The organism is Rhodococcus sp. RD6.2, assembly GCF_001040705.1.
Taxonomy (GTDB): domain Bacteria; phylum Actinomycetota; class Actinomycetes; order Mycobacteriales; family Mycobacteriaceae; genus Rhodococcus_G.
In genome coordinates this window covers 477,448-500,451 of the sequence record NZ_CVQP01000005.1, presented here as the reverse complement: position 1 = coordinate 500,451, position 23,004 = coordinate 477,448, and the positions used below count along the sequence as shown (strand labels likewise).

Genomic DNA, 23,004 nt, shown 5'->3' with positions numbered 1-23,004 from the left:
CATGAGAGTCATGGCACAGATGGCCATGGTCATGAACCTGGACAAGTGCATCGGCTGCCACACGTGCAGCGTCACCTGCAAGCAGGCGTGGACCAACCGTGGCGGCGTCGAGTACGCGTGGTTCAACAACGTGGAAACCCGTCCCGGACAAGGCTATCCGCGGCAGTACCAGGACCAGGAGAAGTGGAAGGGCGGTTGGACGCTGAACAAGCGCGGCAAGCTCACCCTCAAGTCCGGCTCGCGTGTGAAGCGGCTGCTGAACATCTTCGCGAACCCGGACCTGCCCACGATCAACGACTACTACGAGCCGTGGACGTACGACTACGACAACCTGCTCGCGTCGGCGCCGATGGACACCACCCCGGTCGCGCGGCCGAAGTCGCTACTGACGGGCGAGGACACCAAGGTCACGTGGGGTGCGAACTGGGACGACGACCTGGGGTCGGGACCGGAGCAGGTCGGCAAGGACCCCGTGCTGGCGAAGGTGTCGGACAAGGTCAAGCTCGAGTTCGAGCAGACGTTCATGTTCTACCTGCCGCGGATCTGCGAGCACTGCCTCAATCCGGCGTGTGCGGCGTCGTGCCCGTCGGGCGCGATCTACAAGAGGTCCGAGGACGGCATCGTGCTCGTCGACCAGGACAAGTGCCGCGGCTGGCGGCAGTGCGTCACCGGCTGCCCGTACAAGAAGATCTACTTCAACCACAAGACCGGCAAGGCCGAGAAATGCACGTTCTGCTACCCGCGGATCGAGGTCGGCATCCCGACGATCTGCTCGGAGACGTGCGTCGGTCGGCTCCGCTACATCGGTGTGATGCTCTACGACGCCGACGCGGTGCTGGACGCGGCGTCGGTCACCGACGACAAGGACCTGTATCCGTCGCAGCTGGGTGTGTTCCTCAACCCGCACGATCCTCGTGTCGTCGCGGAGGCCGAGCGGGCGGGCATCTCCTCGGAGTTCATCGAGGCGGCACAGAACTCACCCGTGTACAAGCTGATCGTCGACTACCAGGTGGCGTTGCCGCTGCATCCGGAGTACCGGACGATGCCGATGGTCTGGTATATCCCGCCGCTGTCGCCGATGGTGGAGGCGCTGTCCGACACCGGTCACGACGGCGAGTCCGCGGACAACCTGTTCGGTGCGATCGACTCGCTGCGCATCCCGATCGAGTACCTCGCGGAGTTGTTCACCGCGGGCGAGATCGGACCGGTCCGCGCGTCACTGCAACGTCTGGCGGCAATGCGCGCACACATGCGTCAGGTCAATCTCGGTGAGTCGATCAAGCCGGAGGTGGCGGACGCCGTCCGCCTCACACCGGACGAACTGACCGCGATGTACCGCCTGCTCGCCCTCGCGAAGTACGAGGACCGCTACGTCATCCCCACCGGCGCCAGCTCGGACGCGCATCGCCTCGATGCGCTCGCCACCGGCTGCAGCCTGGAGGACGACAGCGGACCCGGCATGGGCGGGCCGACCGCGGGCGGCGCGGGAATGACGGCGTTCGAGGTGATGGCCGACAAGTTCCACCTCGTCGGGGAGGACACCAACGGCGCGGCACCGGAGAACAAGGAACGCCGGATCAACCTCCTCAACTGGGACGGCCGCAGCACCGACGGGCTGGTCCCGGCCGGCTCACGGGAGGAGTCCTGATGGGTGTGCTGAACCTGCGCCGGAGCAAGCGCGCCGCGCCCGCGGCCGAGATACTGACGGACACCCAGCAGCGCCTGGTGTGGCGCGTCGCGGCCCTGATCCTCGACTACCCGCACCAGTCCACGCTCGACCTGCTGGACGATCTACGCGCCGCTGCGGCACCGATCCCGGAACCGGCCGGCCCGAACCTGCTCGCGTGTATCGAGCACATGCGGGATCAGGATCCGATCGCACTCGCCGCGCGCTACGTCGAGACGTTCGACCTGCGACGGCGGTCGAGCCTGCACCTGTCGTACTACGCGTACGGCGACACCAGGAACCGCGGAATGGCGTTGCTGCGCTTCAAGACCGCGTACCGCAACGCCGGCCTGGAGCTGGGCGACCACGAGCTCCCCGACTTCCTGCCCGTGGTGCTGGAGTTCGCGGCGACCACCGACCCGACCCGGGGACGACGCCTGCTGATCACGCACCGCGCCGTGATCGAAGTGCTCCGACTGTCACTGCACGACAGCGGGTCTGCCTACGCGAGCGTGATCGACGCCGTCTGTTCGACCCTGCCGGAACTCGACACCGACGATCGCGCGCAGGTGGTCAAGCTCGCTGCGGAGGGTCCGCCCGAGGACGCCGTCGGCCTCGACACCTACGCACTCGATCCGGCGCTGCACCCCCACATCGGTTCATACGGAGACGGCACCGCCGTCGACGACTACCCCGGCCTCGGCGACCCCTCCCGCGTCGCCGGTACCGCCCAGATCGGAGCCACCCGGTGAGCAATCTGCTCTGGCTGACACTGCCGTACATCGCGCTGACCTCGTTCGTCGTCGGCCATGTGTGGCGGTACCGCAAGGACCAGTTCGGCTGGACGACGCGGTCGTCGCAGATGTACGAGTCGCGGCTCCTGCGCCTGGGCAGTCCGCTGTTCCACTTCGGGATCCTCGCGGTTCTCGCCGGGCACGTCGGCGGCGTGCTGATCCCGGCGAGTTGGACCAGTGCGCTGGGCATCTCCGAGGGCGCCTACCACGTCATTGCCGTCGGTATGGGTGTTCCGGCGGGCATCGCGACCGTGGCCGGACTGGCGATCCTGGTGTACCGCCGGACCACCGTGGTGAGTGTGCGCAAGGTGACCACCGTCAACGACAAGATCATGTACGGACTGTTCATCGTGGTGATCGCCACCGGCATGTTCAACACCCTCGGCGAGAACGTGATCCTCGGTCACTACGACTACCGCTCGACGGTCTCGCCGTGGTTCCGCAGCCTGTTCTCCCTGAGCCCGCAGCCGGAGCTGATGGTGGGCGTTCCGCTGAGCTTCCAGCTGCACGGCCTCACGGTGCTCGCGCTGCTGGCGATCTGGCCGTACACGCGCCTGGTTCACGTGTTCAGCGCCCCGCTCGGGTACCTCGGCAGGCCGTACGTCGTCTATCGCAGCAAGGACGTGAAGCGGCCGGGCGGAAACCGGTACGACCGCGCCTGGGAAACGGCAAACCGGACGCGAGCGTGAACATGACGTGTCTACGGGGTAGAAAACAGCGCGGTCGCTGACGGCATCCGATAGCGTTCGAGGTGGTTCGGGAAAATTTGCCCACGGAGGTGACCGGGTGCGTGCCCGCATCCGGGTGACAACCCAACGGATGAGGTGTCCATGGACGTCAGTCGTTCGGAACGTCGGATTCGTCGAAGTACCACCGCGTCGGGCCCGCGTGCGGGCCGACATCGCTCCCGGGCACTGGCCGTCGCCGGTGTCGCTGCCCTCGTCGTCGGACTCGGAACCGGCACCGCCGGTGCCGTCGTCAACAACTACAGCAGCATTACCGACGGGTCCGACAACCTCGTCGAGATCAGCCAGGGCGACACCTCGATCGTCGGGGTCCCGCCGCTGGACAGTTCGCCGCTCAGCCGTGAGTTCTTCCACAGCGGCTATGCAGAGGCACGGATCAGTGGTCCCGGCGCCGATTCCATGTCCGGCAGCAAGATCTCGTTCGGCTACCAGGTGGGCTATCCCATCGCCCTGACGGGCGCCACCATCCAACTCAACACACCCGGCCTGGGGTACGAGTTGGAGAGCAAGAACGGCATCGACCTCATCGGATTCCTGCCGGGCGGCGACGATCCGGACTTCATCCTCGGATTCGAGAATCGCGGGATGCTCGCGGGTGACATCATCCCGCAGCAGAACCTGATCTTCGACCTCGAGCCCGGCGGCATCACCGATGTCCCCGTCATCGAGGACAAGGAGTTCGGCGGTCCCTTCGCGAAGATTCGGATCGGCAACGTCCACGGCAGCGTGTCGGGCGCCATCGGTCCCGTCACCCTGCGCCCGTACGCGAAGGTCGAACTCGCGTCCGGGGACATCGTGATGACGTACGGGGCCCCGGTCCCGATCTGATCGCAGTTCCCTCACCACCCGCATCGGGCGGGATCCGGCACCGGGTCCCGCCCGACGTGTGTCACGGCCCGGTCAACTGGGTCCAGGGTCCCGACTCCCCTACCCTGTCACGGTGAGTGAATCCGGCCCGGCACCCAACGACGAGCGCGAAGGCGGTCTCCATCAGACCGACGACCCGTTCGTGACAGCAGACCGGCTGCGGATGTTCGCGTTCGCGACGGCGGACAAGCGCACCGACTATGTGACGGTGCTGCGTGCGTTCGACCATGCCAGGGCCAACTACGTGGTGCTGTTGCACGCCGGTGACGTGGCCGACACGCTGACCCGGATGGGGACGCGGGCAATGACGGCCGCGGAGATCACTCCGCTTCTCGACCAACTCCATCAGTGGGGCGTACTCGAACGCAGCTACGACGGGTCCCGAGCCGCGACGCTGGCGGAGTACCGCAACCGGCACTTCGTCTACCAGTTCAGCCGGCTGGGTTACCAGGCGTTCCGCGCGGTCCGGGACGTGCTCGCGCTTCGCCTCGACGAGGCCGCCCTCTCCCGTCTCGCCCTGCCCGATCTACTGTCGGATCTGCAGCAGTTGGCGGAGGCGAACCGCCGCGGCGACGGCGAGCTGATCTATCGCACGCTGCGCCGCCTCGACTCCACGCTGTCCGACATGGCGACGCGGGCGTCGCAGTTCTACCTCACGCTCGGTGACCTCGTCCGCACCACGGAGATCACCCCGGAAGCGTTCCTGGTGCGCAAGGACGCGCTGCTGACCCACATGCGGGAGTTCAGCTCCGACCTCGCGCGGTACGCGCCGAAGCTCGCGTCGGCGATCTCCGACGTCGAAGAGAGTGGCGTGCGCGACCTCCTCGGGCGGGCCGCGATTGCCGACGAACGCCTGTTCCTGACCGTGACGGAGCGGGAGGCCGACTGGACGCAGCGGTGGTCCGGGCTCACCCAGTGGTTCGTCGCCTCCTCCGACGGTCCGAGCGAGTCGGAGCGGCTCCGGGAGGGCACGATGGCCGCCATCTCGGCGGTGCTGGCCCTGCTGCGCCGTGTCACCGAGACGCGACGCGGCGGCGTCAGCCGGGAGAGTCAGCTGCGGCACCTGGCCGGCTGGTTCGCGGGCGCACCCACCGAGGATGCCGCTCACGCACTGTTCCAGGCCGTGTTCGATCTGGGTCGGCCGCGGCATCTGTCGACGGTCCATCCGGACGCCGACCTCATCCCGGATTCGCGGTCGTGGTGGGACGCGCCGCCGGTGGAGATCTCCCGTACCCTCGCCGAGACGGGTAAGCCCGCCGCGGCCGGGGCACCGGGCCGCGTGCAGCGCAACGAGGCGAGCATCCGCCGGCTGCGGGACGCGCAGCTCGCGGCGCAGCGTGCGCGCGCGGAGGCGGCCCGCTCCCTGGCCGCGGGCGGTGCCTACGACCGCGTCCTCGGCGAGGAGGAGACCGATGTGCTGCTCGGCTTGTTGACCGCCGCGTTGACCGCACGGGTACCGGTCAGTGGCGTCGTACGTGACAGCACGGGCTCCGAGAACGGGGTGCGCCTGACCCTGTCGCCGCACGAGGAATCGACAACCGTCGAGACGGCCAGGGGCCGACTGCACCTGGACCGGCTGCGGGTGAGCGTCCAGTGAGGGCCCGCGAGATCTCACCGCTGATGCTCGAGTCCTATCAGCGGGCAGCACGGGTGATCCTGGCGAACCACCTGGTGACCACGACATACCCGGATCCGCTGGCCCTGCCGCTGCTGCGCCGGTGGACGACCGAACTGCGGGACGACCTCCTCGAACTCTTCGGGTACCGCCTGGAGGTGACGGAGACGACGGCCCGACTGTTCACGGCCGCGGACCGCCTCGATCCCACAGCCCCGGCCACGTCCGGGGATCGCGCCTTCGACCGGCGGCGCTACGCGTACCTCGCGCTGGCACTGGCCGCGCTCGGTCGCGCCGGGAACCAGATCACCCTGTCGGAGTTGGCCGATCACGTCGCGGCGGAGGCCACGCAGGTCCCGACGGTCGACCTCTCGACCGAGCGGTTCACGGACCGCAGCGCGCTCGTCGACGCGATCGGGTGGCTCACCGCCCGAGGTGCCATCCGGCTCGCGGACGGCGACGCGACCGGCTGGGCGTCGAATCCCGATGCGGGCGAAGCGCTCTACGACATCGACCGGTCGGTGGTGATCGCCCTGTTCCGTCCACCGCGGGCGCTGCAACACCTGACGTCGGTACGCGGACTGCTCACCGTGGTCGACGAGACCGCCACCACACGGGAGACCGCGCGCCGGGTTCGGCGCGCGCTGGTGCAGCATCCCGTCGTGTACGCGGACGACCTCGACGAGGACGAGCGGCTTCAGCTCGCGTTGCCCCGGACTGCCGCCGACGTGGCGATGCTCACCGGCCTCGTCGTCGAGCGCCGCGCCGAGGGCATCGCGCTGATCGACCAGTCGGGCCGCCTCTCGGACATCCGCTTCCCGTCGACCGGGACGATCGCGCAGGTCGCGCTGCTGCTTGCCGGGGAGATCGCGGACCGCGTCCAGGATCCCGACGCTCCGGACCCGATGCGAATCCCCCTGCCGAACAACAGAACCGACGACCTGGTCGCGCAGCTCGACAGCGCGATCCCGGCGGCCGGCCTCCTGCTCGAACTCGCGGACGATTCCCCGGAGTCCCGGCCCGAGGCACGCGTCGACGCACCGCAGGAGACGCAGGCGACCTATCCGCTCGTCGAGGACAGCTGGATCGACGCTGTCGTCACCGAGCTCGGACTGCGGTTCGGCCGCACGTTCGCCGCGCAGTGGCAGGCGGATCCCGCTGGACTGCGCAGGCGCTCGGTCGACCTGCTCGACGCGCAACGCCTCGTCCGCAAGGTCGAGGGCGGCGTCCTGGTGCTACCGGCGTTGGCGCGCTATCGCGGTGTCGTCGTCACCGTCCGCGAACGAGAGCCCCAACTGGACCTGTCGACCGAGCTCGTGAACTCCGATTCGTCGGACCCTGAGGAATAGAGGCTGACTTCGCATGGCAAGTGCGCGTTTTCGACCGACCCGCGCCGGGATCGTCAACCTGTGGGACTACCGGGACCAGGAGTTCTCCTTCGCCGACGGCCGCCTGGTCCTGCGTGGCCCCAACGGCTCCGGTAAGACCAAGGCACTCGAGGTGCTGTTCCCGTTCGTCCTCGACGGACGCATCGAGCCGCGCCGGCTGAATCCGTTCGCCGGTGAGGAGCGGACGATGAAGTCGAATCTGCTCTACCGCGGCGACGAGAGCGCCCACTCCTACGTGTGGATGGAGTTCGCGCGCGGAAACCCGGATGATCCGGAGGCAGTGACCGTCGGGATCGGCATGCGTGCGAGCCGGCAGAACGACAAGGTGACGCGCTGGCACTTCGTCGCGGACGGCCGCGTCGGGGTCGACTTCTCCCTGATCGGCGCGGGCGACCAACCGTTGACGAAGAAGCAACTCGCCGAGCAGATCGGCGGCGACGCCATCACGGACCGGCCGGTCGATCACCGTGCCGCGATCGATGCCCGCCTGTTCGGGCTCGGTGCGCAGCGCTACGACCAGCTGATCACACTGATTCTGACGCTGCGGCGACCGCAGCTCGCGAAAAACCTTGACCCGAAGGGACTGTCGCAAGCACTCACCGACGGTCTGCGGCCCGTCGACGACCAGCTGGTGCTGGAAGCGGCGCGCTCGTTCAGCGACATGGAAGAGGTCGGTCGGGCGCTGGAGGGGCTGACCACCGCGGACCAGGCCACCCAGGACTTCGTCTCGGTCTACACGAAATACCTCCGGCAGCAGGCCCGGACGGACGTCGAGCAGGTGGCGCGGCGGTTCGAGTCCGTCGAGGCCGCCACCGCCGCCGTCGCCGATGCCGTTGCCGCTCAGTCGAACCGCCAGGAGGAACGCGCGGCAGCGGAGGAACGACTGACCGCCGCCGAACGCGCACTCGACCTGGCCCGCGCCGAGCTCGAGACCCTGCAGCGTTCGAGCGCCTACGAGGGCAAGCAGCAGCTCGACGACCTCGGTGCCGTCGTGGCCGATCTGCGCCGCTCCACCGACCAGCAGGCGGACAAGTCGGTGAAGGCACAGGCGACGTTGGCCCAGCGCGCCGAGGAGGCCGCCCAGTCGCTGGCACGGGTGACGCGCGCCACCGAGGCGTTGGCCCGCGCCGAGGCCGACCTGCAGGAGGCGGCGGGCGACGCAGGCATCACGTGGGCGGCACTGCCCGACACTGCTCGCGGCGACCAGATCACGTCCGCGGTCCGCGGGCACGCCGAGGAGCGATCCGGCGACGTTCGCGCCGTGCGGGAAGCGCTGACCGTGGTCGAGCGTGCCTCCGCCGAACGCGTTCGCGCCGACCGTGCCGCGGACCGGGGACGCGAGCAACTGGACACAGCCGCCGCCGCGGTGAAGGAGGCCCAGGCCGCCGCCGCGCTGGCCCGCACCGAATGCCAGGGATCGCTCCGCCGGTGGTGGTCGACTCACTCGTCGCTGTACGCGCGGGTCGGGGTGTCGAGCGCGATGTTCGTCGCGATGCACGACGCCGTGTCCACCGTCGGCACCGACGACGCACCCGGGTTCCCGGAGATCCTCGCCGACCACACCACCGAACCGCTGGACACGCTGCGCGGCCGACGTCGCGACGCCGAGGTCGCGGCCGAACGGTCTGCGGCCGCTGCAGCCGAGTTCACCGCGGACCGGGTGCGGGTCGCGGCCGAACACGACGACGCACCGCCCGCGCATCCCGCCCGCATGGGTTCTCGGTCTGGTCTTGCCGGGGCGCCGCTGTGGCGGTTGGTGCGGTTCGCCGACGACGTCGACGCGGCAACCGCAGCCCGCATCGAAGCGGCGCTGGAAGCGGCGAACCTTCTCGATGCATGGATCCCGGACGGCGACGTCCCCCAGGCCGAGTCGGAGTTGTTCCTGATGGCGCTGCCCTCGGATGAGCGGCCGCGGGGACGCACCCTGGCCGACGTGCTGATTGTGGAGCCGGATGCGGGCGTATCGGAGAACCGTGTCGCGGATCTGCTGGCGTCCATCGCATTGGCAGACGACGCGACGACGGCGACCATCGCCATCGGCATGGACGGCCGCTTCCGCCAGGGCGTCCAGGTCGGCGTCCACACCAAGTCGGACGCCGAGTTCATCGGCGCGACGGCCCGGCAGCGTCGCCGCGAGCTGCGTCTGGCCGAACTCGATGCCGCGATCGAGGTGGCCGAGTCGGAACGGGCGGCGGCTCGGGCAGAGCAGGCGGCCGCAGCCGACCTGCTCGTCGAGCTCACCGCGGCGGGCAAGTCCCTGCCCCGCCCTACCGGTGTCCTCACGGCCCTGCGTGGGGTCGCGGAAGCCGCGGGCGCCCTGCGTACCAGGGACGAGGCGGCGTCGACCGCACAGCGTGAACTGGACCAGGCGATCGCCGAGCTATCCGCACAGGAACGCACACTGCGGGAGGCGTCCGTCCGGCATCGCATCGCCGATCCGGTGCGCGGCATCGACGCCCTGTCCGCCGCGATCCGGCACTTCGAGGCATGCGGCGATCACGTCGTCCGATGCCGGCGCGACCGCGAGAAGGACATCGAACGCAGCCGCGAGGCCGACGACCGCCACGCGGAGGCGAGGGACGTCGCGGAGGAGTTCGCGGAGGAGTCCGCGGCGGCGCAGGAGAACCTGGAGCAGCAAGTCCAGCGTCTCGCGACCCTCCGGGAGGCGATCGGAGCCGGCGCCGACGACATCGAAGCCGACATCGACCGGGCCCGCGCCCGCATCGACGCGGCCACCACCGAGCAGCGCGCAGCGCGCAAGGCAGGCGACGGAGCGGTCGAGGCGATCGGCAAGGCGGCGGGTGCGTACGGCGCCGCGGTCGAGTCACTGCGGGCCGCACTCACCGAGACCCGTTCCGATGCGGGCCGTCTCGCGCCGTATGCGCAGCGCGATCTCCTCGACCTGCTCGGCGTCACCGACGCCCACACCTGGCCGGCGTCGGATGCCGCCTGGCTCACGACCGAACAGCTCGTGTACCGGATCGAGAACGAACCCGGCGAACCCGCCCCGGTGGTGCCGGACGAGGTTGCCGCACTGCACGCGGCGATCGACGCCGCCACGACCGCGGTGAAGGTGTCGGAGGCGGCGGGCAAGTCCACACGCTCCGCGCTGACGAGTGCGCTGCAGGAATTCGACGCCCGGCTCGCCGCTGCGGGCCAGGACTACCGGTTGCGTTGGGACGCGGCGGACGGCGTGACCACCGCCTCCGTGCAGCACGATCAGGGCCAGTCCTCGATCGCCGACTTCGCGGCATTGATCGGCCGTGCCCGCGACGACCAGCAGCAGCTCCTCACCGATTCGGAGCGGCGGATCCTCGAGGACGCCCTGCTGACCGGGTTGGCGCAGCAGATTCACGAGCGGACCGTCGACGCCCGCGACCTGATCACCCAGATGGCTGCCGAGATGCGAGGCAGACGCATGTCGTCGGGCAACACCATCGGCGTGCACTGGGTGCTCGCCGACAACCTCGACGACGGGTCGCGGGCGGTGTCGAAGCTGCTCGACCGGGACGCGTCCGCGCTCGGCCCCGACGAACTGGCCACGATCCGAGCACATTTCGCGACCCGGATCCGAACACTGCGCGCCGCACATCCCGAACGCGCGTACCCCGAGATCCTCACGGAGGCGCTCGACTACCGGCGGTGGCGGGTGTTCTCCTTCACCCTGATCGGCGGCGACGGCAGCGAGGACAAGCTGACGGTTGCCCGGCACGGTGCACTGTCGGGTGGCGAGCAGTCGGTGTCGCTGCACCTGCCGCTGTTCGCGGCCGCGCACGTGATGCTCTCGTCCGCCGACCCGCACGCGCCGCGTCTGCTCGGCCTGGACGAGGCGTTCGCGGGTGTCGACGACAACGGGCGAAGCGAACTCCTCGGCATGAGCGTGCAGTTCGACCTCGACCTGTTCATGACCGGGTACGACCTGTGGGTCACGTACGGCGGCGTCCCTGGTTGTGCGCACTACGACCTGTCGCATTCGACGCCCGAGCATTCGGTCAGCGCCACGCTGATGGTGTGGGACGGCGGCATGCTGATGCAGGAACACGACGGGTCCGACCTCGCGAAGGCGCTCGGGTCGCCCGGGCGCCGTAAGACCCTCGAGCCCGGTGGGCTGGAGTTCGCGGAGGTGTGATGCGGCCGGCCGCGGGGTGTCGTCTCCGTGCAACGCGCTGTCGCGCGCTGGTGCGCGGTCTACCCTGAATTTCCAGGAGGCCGCATGCTGCACGTCACCTTCCTGGGCGAGCAGGCGATCATCGACTCGGAGACCGGCGACGCCGTCTCCCTGTCTCCCCGTGCGCTGGCGCTGCTCGCGTTCCTCGTCACTCATCCCGGGATACCGCAGGCGCGGGCCCGGCTCGCCGCCCTGTTCTGGCCGGATTCGCCGGACGGTCAGGCGCTGACGAATCTGCGTCGGGAACTGCACAGCCTTCGGCGCTCCGTGTCGGACACACCGGATCTGGTGGTCACCACGGCGGATCTGTGCTGGCGGGACGGCGAGTGCACCGTCGACGTACGAGTATTCGACACCGAACGCACGCACGCTCTCGACGCCGGCGACGACGCCGTATTCGAGGCACACGCGACGTCGGCCCTGAACGCCTACCGCGGCGCCTTTCTGCCCGGCTGCGACGACGACTGGGCCACGGCCGTGCGCGGGGAACTGGAGCAGCGATGCGTAGACCTGTGCGACCGGCTTGCCGCCGTGCGCAGGCGGCTAGGGGATCTCCCGGCCGCGGCCGAGGTGATTCGGCGTCGGATTCTGTTGCGGCCATCGGAGGAAACCGGATACCGGACGCTGATGGAACTCCAATTCGAACTCGGTGACCGCTCGGGTGCCGTGCGTACCTTCCACCACTGCGCCGCAGTGCTCGAACGCGAGCTCGGAGTCGAACCCGACCAGGTCACCCGCGACGTCTTCGAACAGCTCCTGCGTGACGGGGACACGGCCACAGATGATCAGCGCCTCGAGACGCAGTCCCGGGTTCCGGCGCCGCCTCTCGTCGGGCGCGAGCGGTCGATCACCGCGCTATCCGACGCGTGGAGCCGCGCGATGACCGGTCGGGCCGAGCTCGTCGTCGTGTCGGGCGATGCCGGCGTCGGGAAGACGCGCCTGGTCGCCGAGTTCGGACGGAGCGTCCGGCGTCGCGGGGCGATCGTCACGAGGGCTCGGTGCCTCGCCGGAACCGGGCGGCTGCCGCTCGCACCCATCGCGGACTGGTTGCGCGATCCCGCCCTCGCCGACGCAGCACGTCAACTGGCGCCGGAGTGGCGGGCAACGGTGGATCGGCTGCTGTCGCCCGGCCGAACGGAACCCGATGTGGAGGGCGCGGCCGGGGCGTGGCGGCGGGCCCGCTTCGTGGAGGGCCTGGCTCGGGCGCTTCTCGCTCCCGGCGCGCCGACGCTGCTCGTCCTCGACGACGTGCAGTGGTGTGACGGAGACACCCTCGACGTGCTCCATCATCTGCTCGGCGCGTTCCCACGGTCGCCCGTCCTGGTCGCTACGACGATGCGCAGCGACGGCACGGAATCGACGCGACTACTCGGGCGAATGGCCTCGACGATCCCGGTCATCACGGTGCCTCTCGGCCCGCTGGACGCTGCGTCGGCAGCTGCGCTCGCCGACGACCTGGCAGGGCGAGCGTTGTCCGAGACGGAACACGCTCTGCTGCTCGCCGGGACGGGAGGATTCCCGTTCCATCTCGTTGCGGCGCTGCACTCCGGCGTCGTTCCCGGAAGCGGCGACCAGCGCGCCGACCGCCTTCGGGATCTGCTGGGGGCACGGCTCGCCACGCTCGGACCGGACGCGGCTGCGATCGTCGCCCTGGTCGCGGCGGCGGGCCGGGATGTCAGCCTCGATTTGCTGGTGGAAGCCGGCGACCTGGACCCGGTCGCGACGGTACGCGCGGTGGACGTCCTGTGGCGGCAGCGCATCCTGCGGGAGACCGGACGCGGCTACGACTTCGCGCACGACCTGCTGCGCGACGCCGCGTACGCGCGGATCGACCCGCCGCAACGGTGGCTGCTGCATCGACGGCTCGCGCACGGCCTCGAGTCGGTGCACGGCGACGATCTCGACCCCTACAGTGCTCAGCTCGCTCGCCAGTACGACCGGGGTGGACGCCCCGACCGCGCGCTCCCCCACTACCTCCGCGCCGCCGAACTGGCCACTGCAACTTACGGTTACGACGAGGCCGTGCGACTTCACCGGGCCGCAGTCACTGCGGTGCGTTCCCTGCCCGACAGCATCGGCACGCGTCGAAGCGAACTCGCCGTCCTCCGGGCATCGGCCGCGCCACTGACGGCGTCGCAGGGCTACGCCTCGCCCGCCCTGCAGGCGACACTCGAGCGGGCCGTCGACCTCGCGGAGCGGTTGGGGCAGCGAGAGCAGTGGGCAGCCGGGCTCGTCGGCCTGTGGTCGTCGAGGTTCGTCCAGGGCCGCAACCTCGATTCCGAACGGGTTGCGGCACGTGCACTCGAGGTCGCGGACGGTGTCGGCGACCCCGATTCGCTCGGCGCCGCCCACTTCGCCTACGGCGGGTCCGCCGTGAGTCTCGCCCGGCCCGAGGAGGCGCTCACGCACTTCGAGGCAGCGGACGCACTCACCGGCGGCGGCCGCACCCTGTGGGTCGGCGCCCGGTACGACGTGCATGGTCGGGCGTGGTCGGCACATGCGCTGTGGTTGTGTGGCCGGTTCGACGAGGCCCGCATCGCCGCCGACTCGGCCGTGGCGCTGGCTCGGACGGACGATCAGCCGTACACCCTGGCCGTCGCCCTCGCCTACGGGGCGATCACGCAGCAGATACTCGGTGACACGGACGCGCTGCGCGGCGCGGTCGACAATCTGGGTGAACTCTGCGACCGGTACGGTTTCGCCTACTACCGGGAGTGGGGGATGGTGCTGGACGGGTGGGTCCGCTGCGACGCCGAGCTCGCCACGAAAGGCGTCGACAAACTCCGTGCCACCGGCGCGTTCGCCCGGATGCCGTACTGGCTGTACCTGCTCGCCGACATCCATGCCCGCGCCGGACGCACCGCCACCGCACGGGCGATCCTCGACGCTGCGCTCACTGCCGCCCACACGCACACCGACCGCTGGTGGTTGCCGCAGATCGAACGCGGCCGCGACGCCCTCTCCTGACGTCGGGCGTGCCCCCGCGGAACGGACTACCGTCGATCGTGCGCGCAGCAGCTGTCACGAGAACCCGTCACATGACGACGAGAGGCCGACCGATGGCGAAGATTCTGTTCGTGATGACCGGTGCCGACGCGTGGACACTCGCCGACGGCACGAAACACCCCACCGGATTCTGGGCGGAGGAAGCGGTCGTTCCGCTCCGAGCGTTCACCGCTGCCGGCCACGAGGTCGTCGTGGCCACTCCGGGAGGTGTGGTACCACCGGTTGACCCGGCGAGCCTCGCCGCCGACCCCGACCTCGCGGACGCCGTGGCCTCGGCTCCCGAGTTCGCCGCGCCCGTTGCGCTCGCAGACGTGCGGTTCGCCGACTTCGACGCGGTGTTCGTACCGGGAGGGCACGGCCCGATGGAGGACCTGGCCGTCGACTCCGATTCGGGCCGCATCCTGACCGAGGCACTCGGCAGCGGCAAACCCGTCGGCGTCGTGTGCCACGGACCGGCGGCACTTCTCGCCGCGACGACACCCGACGGCACCAACGCGTTCGCCGGTTACCGCGTCACTGCGTTCACCAACGCCGAGGAACACGCGGGCGGACTCGCGGACAAGGCGAAGTGGCTGCTGCAGGACCGCCTCACCGACGCCGGGATCCAGGTGGAGGTCGGCGAGTCGTGGATGCCGCACATCGAGGTGGACCGGACGCTCGTCACCGGTCAGAACCCGGCGTCGTCCGCGCCGCTGGCCGCCGAACTCCTGAGCAGGCTCTGACCCGACTCCGACCTGGGCGAACGCACACCGAACGCACATGCGAACGGTTCCCGAACGCCCCGCTCCTAGCGTCGAAACCATGACCACAACACATGCCCTGGACTACTCCGACCTGGCGGCCGCGATGCGCGGCCACGTCGTCACCCCGGACCACCCCGACTACGACACGTCCCGCGCCGTGTACAACGCGATGATCAACCGCCGACCGGCCGCCATCGCGTACTGCCGTGACGCCGCCGACGTCATCGCCGCCGTCAACTTCGCCCGCGAGAACGGCGTCGAACTCGCCGTCCGCGGCGGCGGCCACAACGCCGCGGGACTCGGCGTCTGGGACGGCGCTCTCGTCGCCGACCTGTCCGAGATGCGCAGCGTCACCGTCGACCCCGAAGAGCACACCGTCCGCGTCGACGGCGGCTGCGTGTGGGGCGACGTCGACCACGCCACCGTGGCGTTCGGGATGGCGACCCCGTCGGGGTTCCTCGCGTCCACCGGTGTCGGCGGCCTGACCCTCGGCGGCGGTATCGGCTACCTGTCCCGGCGATTCGGCCTGACGGTCGACAATCTCCTCGGCGCGGACGTCGTCCTCGCCGACGGCACGTTCGTGCGCGCCGACGCCGACCGGCATCCCGAACTGTTCTGGGCGCTGCGCGGCGGCGGTGGCAACTTCGGTGTCGTCACCTCGTTCACGTTCCGCTGCCACGACATCGGCGAGAACGGCATCGTCATGGGCGGTCCGGTGCTGTACGACATCGCGGACACCGCCGCCGTGATGCGCTGGTACCGCGAACTGGTACCGGCTCTGCCCGAGGAGCTCAGCGGCTGGATCGGACTGCTGACCGTCCCGCCCGCGCCGCCGTTCCCGGAGGAGTTGTGGGGACGCAAGGCCTGCGGCATCGTCTGGTGCTACACCGGCCCGCACGATCGCGCCGACGAGGTTCTCGACCCGATCCGGACGTTCGGTGATCCGATGCTCGTCGGCATCCACGACCTGCCGTTCACCGCGCTGCAGCAAGCGTTCGACGGGCTGTATCCGGCCGGGCTGCAGTGGTACTGGCGTGCCGACTTCTTCGAGGAGATCTCCGACGACGCGATCGCCGTGCACGAGCGGTTCGGCGCGCAGTTGCCGACCGGGCACTCCACGATGCACATGTACCCGATCGACGGCGCCGCCTCCCGTGTCGGGGAGGACGACACCGCGTTCGCGTACCGGAACGGCGGCTGGGCAGGCGTCATCGTCGGTGTCGATCCCGACCCCGCGAACGCGGGCGCCATCACCGAGTGGTCGAAGAACTACTGGACCGACCTGCATCCGACGTCGGCGGGCGGCGCCTACGTGAACTTCCTGATGGACGAGGGGCAGGACCGGGTCCGGGCGTCCTACCGCGACAACTACGACCGCCTGGCCCGCGTCAAGCGGGATTACGACCCCGACAACATGTTCCACATCAACCAGAACATCGAGCCCGCCCGAACGGAGTAGCGCGAACCCGGCGTCCGAGCCGGAGTCGGGTGCGATCCTGACTGGCATGTCGTATCTCGTGAAGTCCGACCACCGGGCTCCTGCCGTCACCGTCCCCGTCCCGGTGGATCCGACCCTGCCCCGCACCTGCGTGATCGGGGCAGGGTCGTCCGGTATCGCCGCGGCGAAGGCCCTGTACCTCGCCGGCATCCCGTTCGACTGCTTCGAACAGGGCAGCGTGATCGGCGGAAACTGGGTCTACGACAACCCGAATGGGCAGTCCGCCTGCTACGAGTCGCTGGAGATCAACACCTCCTGCGGGAGGATGGCGTACTCCGACTTCCCGATGCCGGACGAGTACCCGCCGTACGCTCGCCACGACCAGGTCCGCGCCTACTTCGAGGCGTACGTCGATCATTTCGCGTTCCGCCACACCATCACGTTCGGCACCACCGTCGAGCACGTCGCCCGCACCGAGGACGGCAGGTGGGCGGTGCGCACGTCCGGACCCGACGGTGAGCACACCCACACCTATGACGCCGTGATCGTCGCGAACGGGCACCATTGGGATCCGCGCTGGCCCGACCCCGCTTACCCCGGCACGTTCGCCGGTGAGCAGATCCACGCCCACGACTACCGCAACGCCGAGCAACTCGCAGGCCGCGACGTCGTGGTCGTCGGTATGGGGAACTCCGGGCTCGACATCGCCGTCGAGGCATCGAAAGTCGCACGCAGCGCCACGATGTCGGTGCGCCGCAGCCACTGGGTGCTACGCAAGTTCCTGTACGGAGGCGCGGCCGACCGGTTCTCGATGCCGGGCTGGGCGCCCGGGTGGATGGTCTCGGCCGGGCTGCGGAGCGCCGCCCTCTCCTCCGGAGACCTCACCCGCTACGGACTTCCGCGGCCGACGCACAGGCCCGGTCAGGCACATCCCGTCCAGTCCGAACAGATCCGCGCACGACTGCAGGCGGGCGCGATCACGCCGCGCCCGGGCATCGACCGATTCGACGACGACACAGTCGTTTTCACCGACGGAAGCCGCTCAAAGGCAGACCTGATCGTGTGGGCCACCGGCTACGACGTCACGTTCCCGTTCCTCGACCCCGATCTGGTCGCCGCCCCCGACAACGACCTTCCGCTCTGGAAGCGCGCGGTGCACCCGGACCTGCCCGGCCTCTACTTCGTCGGCCTTCTCCAGCCGCTCGGCGCGGTCATGCCGCTCGCCGAGGCGCAGAGCGCGTGGATTGCCGACACCCTCACCGGCCGCTACCTCCCTCCGGGTGCCGACGAGATCCGGTCGCAGATGACCGCCGACCACGAACGCACCAAGCGCCGGTTCTACGCGTCGCCGAGGCACACGATGGAGGTCGACTTCGACCACTACCTCTGGGACCTCGCACGCGAACGCAGGCGAGGCGGCCGAAGGGCGCGATAACACCGGCGCATTCGCGAGGTTTCGCGCAACCCTGCCGGGGGAACTCCGAAGGCAGGGATCTGCGGTCCCAGAACCGTGTCGGGGGCCGCAGATCCCATGACAAGGAGTCGAGATGAACACCGATACCGTCGTGTGGATCGTGATTGCGGTCGTCGCAGTGCTGGTCGTGGCTGCGGTTGTGCTGGCTCTGATGCGCAGACGGACCACCCAGCACCGCAGGCAAGCCGAGGAGATTCGTACCGACGCGAGACAGAAGTCGTTCGAGGCGGGTCGGCAGGAGGCACTCGCGAACGAGTCCGCCGCCGAAGCCCGTATCGCCGCCGCCGAGGCGGACGCGAAGAGGGCGGAAGCGCAACGCCTGCAGCAGGAAGCGGGCGCGGCAGGCGCCGAGGCTACGACCGCACGCGCAGAGGTCAACGAACAGTGGAATCGCGCCGACGCACTCGATCCGGACCACAACGCGAAAAGCGCGGACGACACACACCCACGGGAGGTACCGGACGCCGGTGGTCAGACTCCCAGGCACCGCGACGGACACTGAGGACTCCGGTTCCGACGGCGGCGAGTGGCGGCGAGAATGCCCGACCGTGTCAGCGCAAGGAGACACCCAGCAGCGCGTCGACAGCGTCGGAGAACAGTCCCGGCGCCGCGGCGTCGTGACCTCCGTGGTCGACGGCACGGCGGGCCCAGCCGTCGAGTGCGTCGAGTGCCTTCGGGGTGTCCAGGTCGTCGGCCAGATGCTGACGCAGGCGCGCGATGGTGTCCTCGACGGCCTGCGCCGTCGGCAGCGCGGCGGCGCGGCGCCACAGCGCCACCCGCTCCTGAGCAGTTGCCAGCACCTCGTCCGTCCACGGCCGGTCGACGCGGTAGTGCCCGGACAGGAGGCCGAGGCGGATCGCCATCGGATCGACGCCCTCACCGCGCAACTTGGACACGAAGACGAGGTTGCCGCGGCTCTTCGACATCTTCTCGCCGTCCAGCCCGATCATGCCGGTGTGAACGTAGTGACGTGCGAAACGCCGCTCGCAGACGACGGATTCGGCATGTGCGGCGGAGAACTCGTGGTGTGGGAAGATCAGATCGCTGCCGCCGCCCTGCACGTCGAACCCGGAGCCGATGCGGTTCAGTGCGATCGCCGAGCACTCGACGTGCCAGCCGGGCCTGCCCGGTCCGAACGGTGACGGCCAGGACGGCTCGCCGGGCCGGTTCGCGCGCCACACCAGCGCGTCCAGCGGGTCCTGCTTCCCGGGGCGGGCCGGGTCGCCGCCACGCTCCGCGAACAGGCGTTCCATCGTCTCGCGGTCGTAACCGGACTCGTATCCGAACTGCTCGGTCGCGTCGACCCGGAAGTAGACGTCCGGGTACTCGGCGTCGTCGACGACGTACGCAGCGCCCGCGGCGAGCATCTTGCCGACCATCTCGACAACCTCGTTCACCGATTCGACTGCGCCGATGTAGTCGCGCGGCGGCAGGACGCGTAGCGCCTCCATGTCCTCCCGGAACAGCGCGGTCTCCCGCATCCCGAGAACAACCCAGTCCTCGCCGTCGCGTTCGGCCCGCTCGAACAGCGGATCGTCGACGTCGGTGACGTTCTGGACGTAGTGGACGTCGTGCCCGGAGTCGCGCCAGATCCGATTCACGAGGTCGAACGCAAGGTACGTCGCGGCATGACCGAGATGCGTCGCGTCGTACGGCGTGATCCCACACACGTACATGGTCGCCGTCGGCCCGGGTGTGACGGGCCGAACGCGGCGATCCGCGGTGTCGAACAACCGCAACGGCGGCCCCTGACCGGGTACGGGCGGGACGGCGATGTCGGACCAGGACTGCATGACGGCGAGCCTATCGGAGACTGTGAAACGGCCGCATGGACGGGATCGGGTCAGGACGCCGACTGCCCCGACCGGCCGCTCAGAACGCGGGCCAGGGGATGGGGCGGTTCGTCGTCGGCTGCGGCATCACGGGGTTCGTCAGGAGGTCTCGAGTGCGCATTCGCAATGCTTCGACCTCCCCCGACGTGACGTACTCGGCGAGCCGGTCCGCCAGGTCGCCGCGCAGGGCCACCTCGAACGACTCGATGTCCACGAGCAGGTCACCGCCGATGCGCTGTCCCGCCCACCCCCACAGCACGGTCCGCAGCTTGTTCTCCGCATGCAGGCAGATGCCGTGGTCGACGCCGTACACCGACCCGTCCGTTCCCTCCAGTGCGTGCCCGCCCTTGCGGTCCGCGTTGTTCAGGAGCACGTCGAGGACGGCGACGCGCTGCAGCCGGGGATCGTCGGCGTGGATCAGGGTGACCTCCTCCCCCTCCCCGTCATAGGCCTGCAGGATGCGGAACCAGCCGTCGGGCACACGGTCGGGCGGACAGATGTCGACGAGGTCGAGCCGTTCGCCGCGGTCACCGACCGACTCGGGGGTCGGTACCCAGCGCTGCACCATTCCGGGTCCGTACGGCCCGTCGCGGAGGATCGTCCGCGGAATCACGCTCCACCCCAACGCCTCCGACACCAGGTACGACGCAACCTCGCGGCCCGCGAGGGTGCCGTCGGGGAAATCCCACAGCGGCTGTTCCCCGCGGATCGGCTTGTAGACGCATCGCACGGTGACGTCGTCCAACGTCGCCTCACACACCAGAGTCGCGTTGCTGGCCGAGACGATGCGACCGAGAACGGTCAGTTCGCCCGTCGCGAGGACGTCGGAGGGAACGGGATCGTGGTCGCCCGGCTCGGATGCTGCGAAGGTCACCTGGTCAGCTCTCGTCGTCGGCGGGATCGCCACCGGGATCGTCGACCGGTTTCGCGAACGTCGACCCGCGCCGGTACCCGTTGGTCCGGACACACATGTGACCGCCCGGGGTGAGCGGCTCCCCGCACAGTGGGCACGGTGACCGGCCCGCGGACACGACCCTCTCGGATCTGGCGGCGAATTCCCTGGCCTGTTCGGGGGTGAGGAACACCCGGACCGCGTCGGGCCCGTCCTCGACGTCGTCGAGGACCATCGACTCGTCGACCTCGGACTCCGAGACCGCCAGCAACTCGACGACGACGGCGCCCGCGTCGGAGTCCCAGCCGAGCCCCATCGTGCCGACCCTAAACTCCGCGTCGATAGGCATCACCAGTGGACTGATGTCCCTCGGCTGCGCCTCGTGCGGCGGAACCTCGGTGCCGAAGCGGCGGTGCACCTCGTCGAGCAGAAGACCCACCCGGTCGGCGAGCACCTGTACCTGCTGCTTCTCCAGCAGCACACTCACCACCCTGGTGGCATGGACGGCCTGCAGGTAGAAGGCGCGATCGCCGGGCTCGCCGACGGTGCCCGCAACGAAGCGGTCGGGGGTGCGAAACACGTGAATTGCCCGAGACATTCAGCACCTCCGCCTGATCGAACCGCTGTTTCCCGTCCTGTCAGCTCCCATTATCCGCCCTTCCCCCGGTTCCGACCTCGCCACCGGGAACGGCCTCGGATGCGGCGACTCCCGCCGGCTTCCCGCCGTGCCCGCGCAACCCACTCAGGTCCGAACCCGTGTCGTTCATCTTCAGGACGAACGGGCGGGTCGGGGTGTAGCGAACGACACTCACCGATGCCGGCTCGGCCACGATCCGCTGGAACGCGTCCAGGTGTGATCCGAGCGCGTCGGCGAGCACCGACTTGATGACGTCACCGTGGCTGCACGCGATCCACAGGACGTCTCGTTCGTGCTCGGCGGCGAGCCGCGCGTCGTGGGCACGAACCGCGGCGACGGCACGGGCCTGCACCTGCGCGATGCCCTCCCCTTCCGGAAACACGGCGGCGGACGGATGCTGCTGCACGACCTTCCACAGCGGTTCGCCCAGCAGGTCCTTGATGGGACGACCCGTCCACTGCCCGTAGTCCACCTCGACCAGCGCGTCGTCGACCAGCGGCACCAGCCCGAACTTCTCGGCGAGCGGCGCCACCGTCCGTTCGCACCGCAGCAGCGGCGAGCGAACGATCGCCGCGACGTCGAGGTCGGCGAGCCTGCCGACGAGGCCCTCCGCCTGCTCACGTCCGAGATCGTCCAGGTCGATGCCGGCACTGCGGCCCGCGAGCGTGCCCGACGTATTGGCCGTCGAGCGGCCGTGCCGGACCAGGATCACCGTCATGGGGCCAGCCTAGCCACGACGGGGCGGTCAGGTCGCAGCGACGACACCGGTCCCCAGAAGCACCATCAGCACGACACCGAGGATGATCCGGTAGCCGACGAACCAGTACATCGAATGGTTGACGACGAACCGCAGCAGCCAGGCGATCGTGACGTAGCCGATGACGAACGAGATCGCGGTCGCGACGAGCAACTGCGCACCGCTGGCGTTGAGTCCCTCACCCGCGGGCGCGAACGCGTCGGGAAGCGAGAACAACCCGGCCGCGGTGACCGCAGGGATCGCGAGCAGGAACGAATAGCGCGCCGCGGCCTCACGAGTGAGTCCGAGAAAGAGGCCCGCGCTGATGGTGCCTCCCGAACGCGACACTCCGGGGATCAGTGCGAGGGCCTGCGCCGAACCCATCAGGATGCCGTCCTTGAGTGTCAGCTCCTCGATGGGTCGCTGCTTGCGACCGAAGTGCTCGGCAGCGGCGATGACGAGTGCGAACACGATGAGCATTGCAGCGACCAGCCACAGGTTGCGCGCGGCGGTGCGGACCTGGTCCTTGAACAGGAACCCGAGGACACCGACGGGGATGGTGCCGATGATGACGTACCAGCCCATCTTGTAGTCGTGGTCACGCCGATCCCGGTCGAGCAGTCCGCGGAACCAGGCCACCGCGATGCGCCAGATGTCGCGGGCGAAGTACACCAGGACCGCAGCCTCGGTGCCGAGCTGTGTCACCGCCGTGAACGACGCACCGGCATCCGTCTCCCAGAACAACTCCGACACGATCCGCAGATGCCCGGACGAGGAGATCGGGAGGAACTCGGTCAGGCCCTGGACGATGCCGAGGACGATCGCCTGCAGCCAGGTCATCGACTCCCCGATCACCGCGTACGCCTTTCGGTCTCGGACGAGCAGCGGGCCGGCAGGTGGGCCATCGACGTGGCGGAGACAGTGGCCACTAGCGTGGCGGGGTGACGCATCACGCAGTGCACCGTACCCGGCGAGTCAGGAGCACACATATCGCCGTCCCGC

General features: G+C 69.5%; 17 protein-coding genes. 12 read left to right on the top strand and 5 right to left on the bottom strand.

The window, feature by feature from the left end; genetic code table 11:
• Nucleotide 1 precedes the first annotated feature (1 nt).
• From narH to RHCRD62_RS08750, 12 genes are all read left to right on the top strand, one after another.
• On the top strand, nt 2–1,648 hold the full coding sequence (gene narH, locus RHCRD62_RS08805) for a nitrate reductase subunit beta (RefSeq protein ID WP_253277251.1): 1,647 nt from the start codon (nt 2–4) through the stop codon (nt 1,646–1,648).
• Complete coding sequence (gene narJ / locus RHCRD62_RS08800; protein ID WP_050064290.1) at nt 1,648–2,418, top strand: nitrate reductase molybdenum cofactor assembly chaperone; 771 nt, start codon at nt 1,648–1,650, stop codon at nt 2,416–2,418. The genes narH and narJ overlap by 1 nt, the downstream gene beginning before the upstream one ends.
• On the top strand, nt 2,415–3,149 hold the full coding sequence (gene narI / locus RHCRD62_RS08795; RefSeq protein WP_050064289.1) for a respiratory nitrate reductase subunit gamma: 735 nt from the start codon (nt 2,415–2,417) through the stop codon (nt 3,147–3,149). Before narJ ends, narI begins: the two co-directional genes overlap by 4 nt.
• 141 nt (nt 3,150–3,290) lie before the next feature.
• Nucleotides 3,291–4,034: an MspA family porin gene (locus RHCRD62_RS08790; RefSeq protein ID WP_050064288.1), complete on the top strand. Its 744-nt coding sequence runs from the start codon at nt 3,291–3,293 to the stop codon at nt 4,032–4,034.
• A gap of 196 nt (nt 4,035–4,230) precedes the next feature.
• Nucleotides 4,231–5,670: a TIGR02677 family protein gene (locus RHCRD62_RS08785; RefSeq protein ID WP_050064554.1), complete on the top strand. Its 1,440-nt coding sequence runs from the start codon at nt 4,231–4,233 to the stop codon at nt 5,668–5,670.
• A complete protein-coding gene (locus RHCRD62_RS08780; RefSeq protein ID WP_050064287.1) occupies nt 5,667–7,037 on the top strand; it encodes a TIGR02678 family protein in 1,371 nt (456 codons plus the stop codon). Before RHCRD62_RS08785 ends, RHCRD62_RS08780 begins: the two co-directional genes overlap by 4 nt.
• A gap of 13 nt (nt 7,038–7,050) precedes the next feature.
• Nucleotides 7,051–11,205 carry a TIGR02680 family protein gene (locus tag RHCRD62_RS08775; RefSeq protein WP_050064286.1) on the top strand — a complete coding sequence of 1,385 codons (4,155 nt, stop codon included), beginning with the start codon at nt 7,051–7,053 and terminating at the stop codon, nt 11,203–11,205.
• Nucleotides 11,206–11,289: 84 nt separating this feature from the next.
• Nucleotides 11,290–14,211: an ATP-binding protein gene (locus RHCRD62_RS08770; protein WP_050064285.1), complete on the top strand. Its 2,922-nt coding sequence runs from the start codon at nt 11,290–11,292 to the stop codon at nt 14,209–14,211.
• A 92-nt stretch (nt 14,212–14,303) separates the two neighbouring features.
• A complete protein-coding gene (locus RHCRD62_RS08765; protein WP_050064284.1) occupies nt 14,304–14,972 on the top strand; it encodes a type 1 glutamine amidotransferase domain-containing protein in 669 nt (222 codons plus the stop codon).
• Between the two features lie 79 nt (nt 14,973–15,051).
• Nucleotides 15,052–16,452: an FAD-binding oxidoreductase gene (locus tag RHCRD62_RS08760; protein WP_050064283.1), complete on the top strand. Its 1,401-nt coding sequence runs from the start codon at nt 15,052–15,054 to the stop codon at nt 16,450–16,452.
• A gap of 46 nt (nt 16,453–16,498) precedes the next feature.
• On the top strand, nt 16,499–17,866 hold the full coding sequence (locus RHCRD62_RS08755; RefSeq protein ID WP_050064282.1) for a flavin-containing monooxygenase: 1,368 nt from the start codon (nt 16,499–16,501) through the stop codon (nt 17,864–17,866).
• A 112-nt stretch (nt 17,867–17,978) separates the two neighbouring features.
• Nucleotides 17,979–18,407: a hypothetical protein gene (locus RHCRD62_RS08750; RefSeq protein WP_050064281.1), complete on the top strand. Its 429-nt coding sequence runs from the start codon at nt 17,979–17,981 to the stop codon at nt 18,405–18,407.
• A 49-nt stretch (nt 18,408–18,456) separates the two neighbouring features.
• Here the strand turns inward: RHCRD62_RS08750 and mshC are convergent, their stop codons facing one another.
• The 5 genes from mshC to RHCRD62_RS08725 form a co-directional block, all read right to left on the bottom strand.
• Nucleotides 18,457–19,698, bottom strand: a complete 1,242-nt coding sequence (mshC, locus tag RHCRD62_RS08745; RefSeq protein ID WP_050064280.1) for a cysteine--1-D-myo-inosityl 2-amino-2-deoxy-alpha-D-glucopyranoside ligase — start codon at nt 19,696–19,698, stop codon at nt 18,457–18,459.
• A 79-nt stretch (nt 19,699–19,777) separates the two neighbouring features.
• On the bottom strand, nt 19,778–20,611 hold the full coding sequence (locus RHCRD62_RS08740) for an SCO1664 family protein (RefSeq protein ID WP_084734180.1): 834 nt from the start codon (nt 20,609–20,611) through the stop codon (nt 19,778–19,780).
• 4 nt (nt 20,612–20,615) lie between these two features.
• A complete protein-coding gene (locus RHCRD62_RS08735; RefSeq protein ID WP_050064279.1) occupies nt 20,616–21,227 on the bottom strand; it encodes a DUF3090 domain-containing protein in 612 nt (203 codons plus the stop codon).
• 40 nt (nt 21,228–21,267) lie between these two features.
• On the bottom strand, nt 21,268–21,984 hold the full coding sequence (locus tag RHCRD62_RS08730) for a histidine phosphatase family protein (protein ID WP_050064278.1): 717 nt from the start codon (nt 21,982–21,984) through the stop codon (nt 21,268–21,270).
• Nucleotides 21,985–22,011: 27 nt separating this feature from the next.
• Entirely contained in the window at nt 22,012–22,854 is an 843-nt protein-coding gene (locus tag RHCRD62_RS08725) for an undecaprenyl-diphosphate phosphatase (RefSeq protein WP_172671045.1), read from the bottom strand.
• Nucleotides 22,855–23,004: the final 150 nt, after the last annotated feature.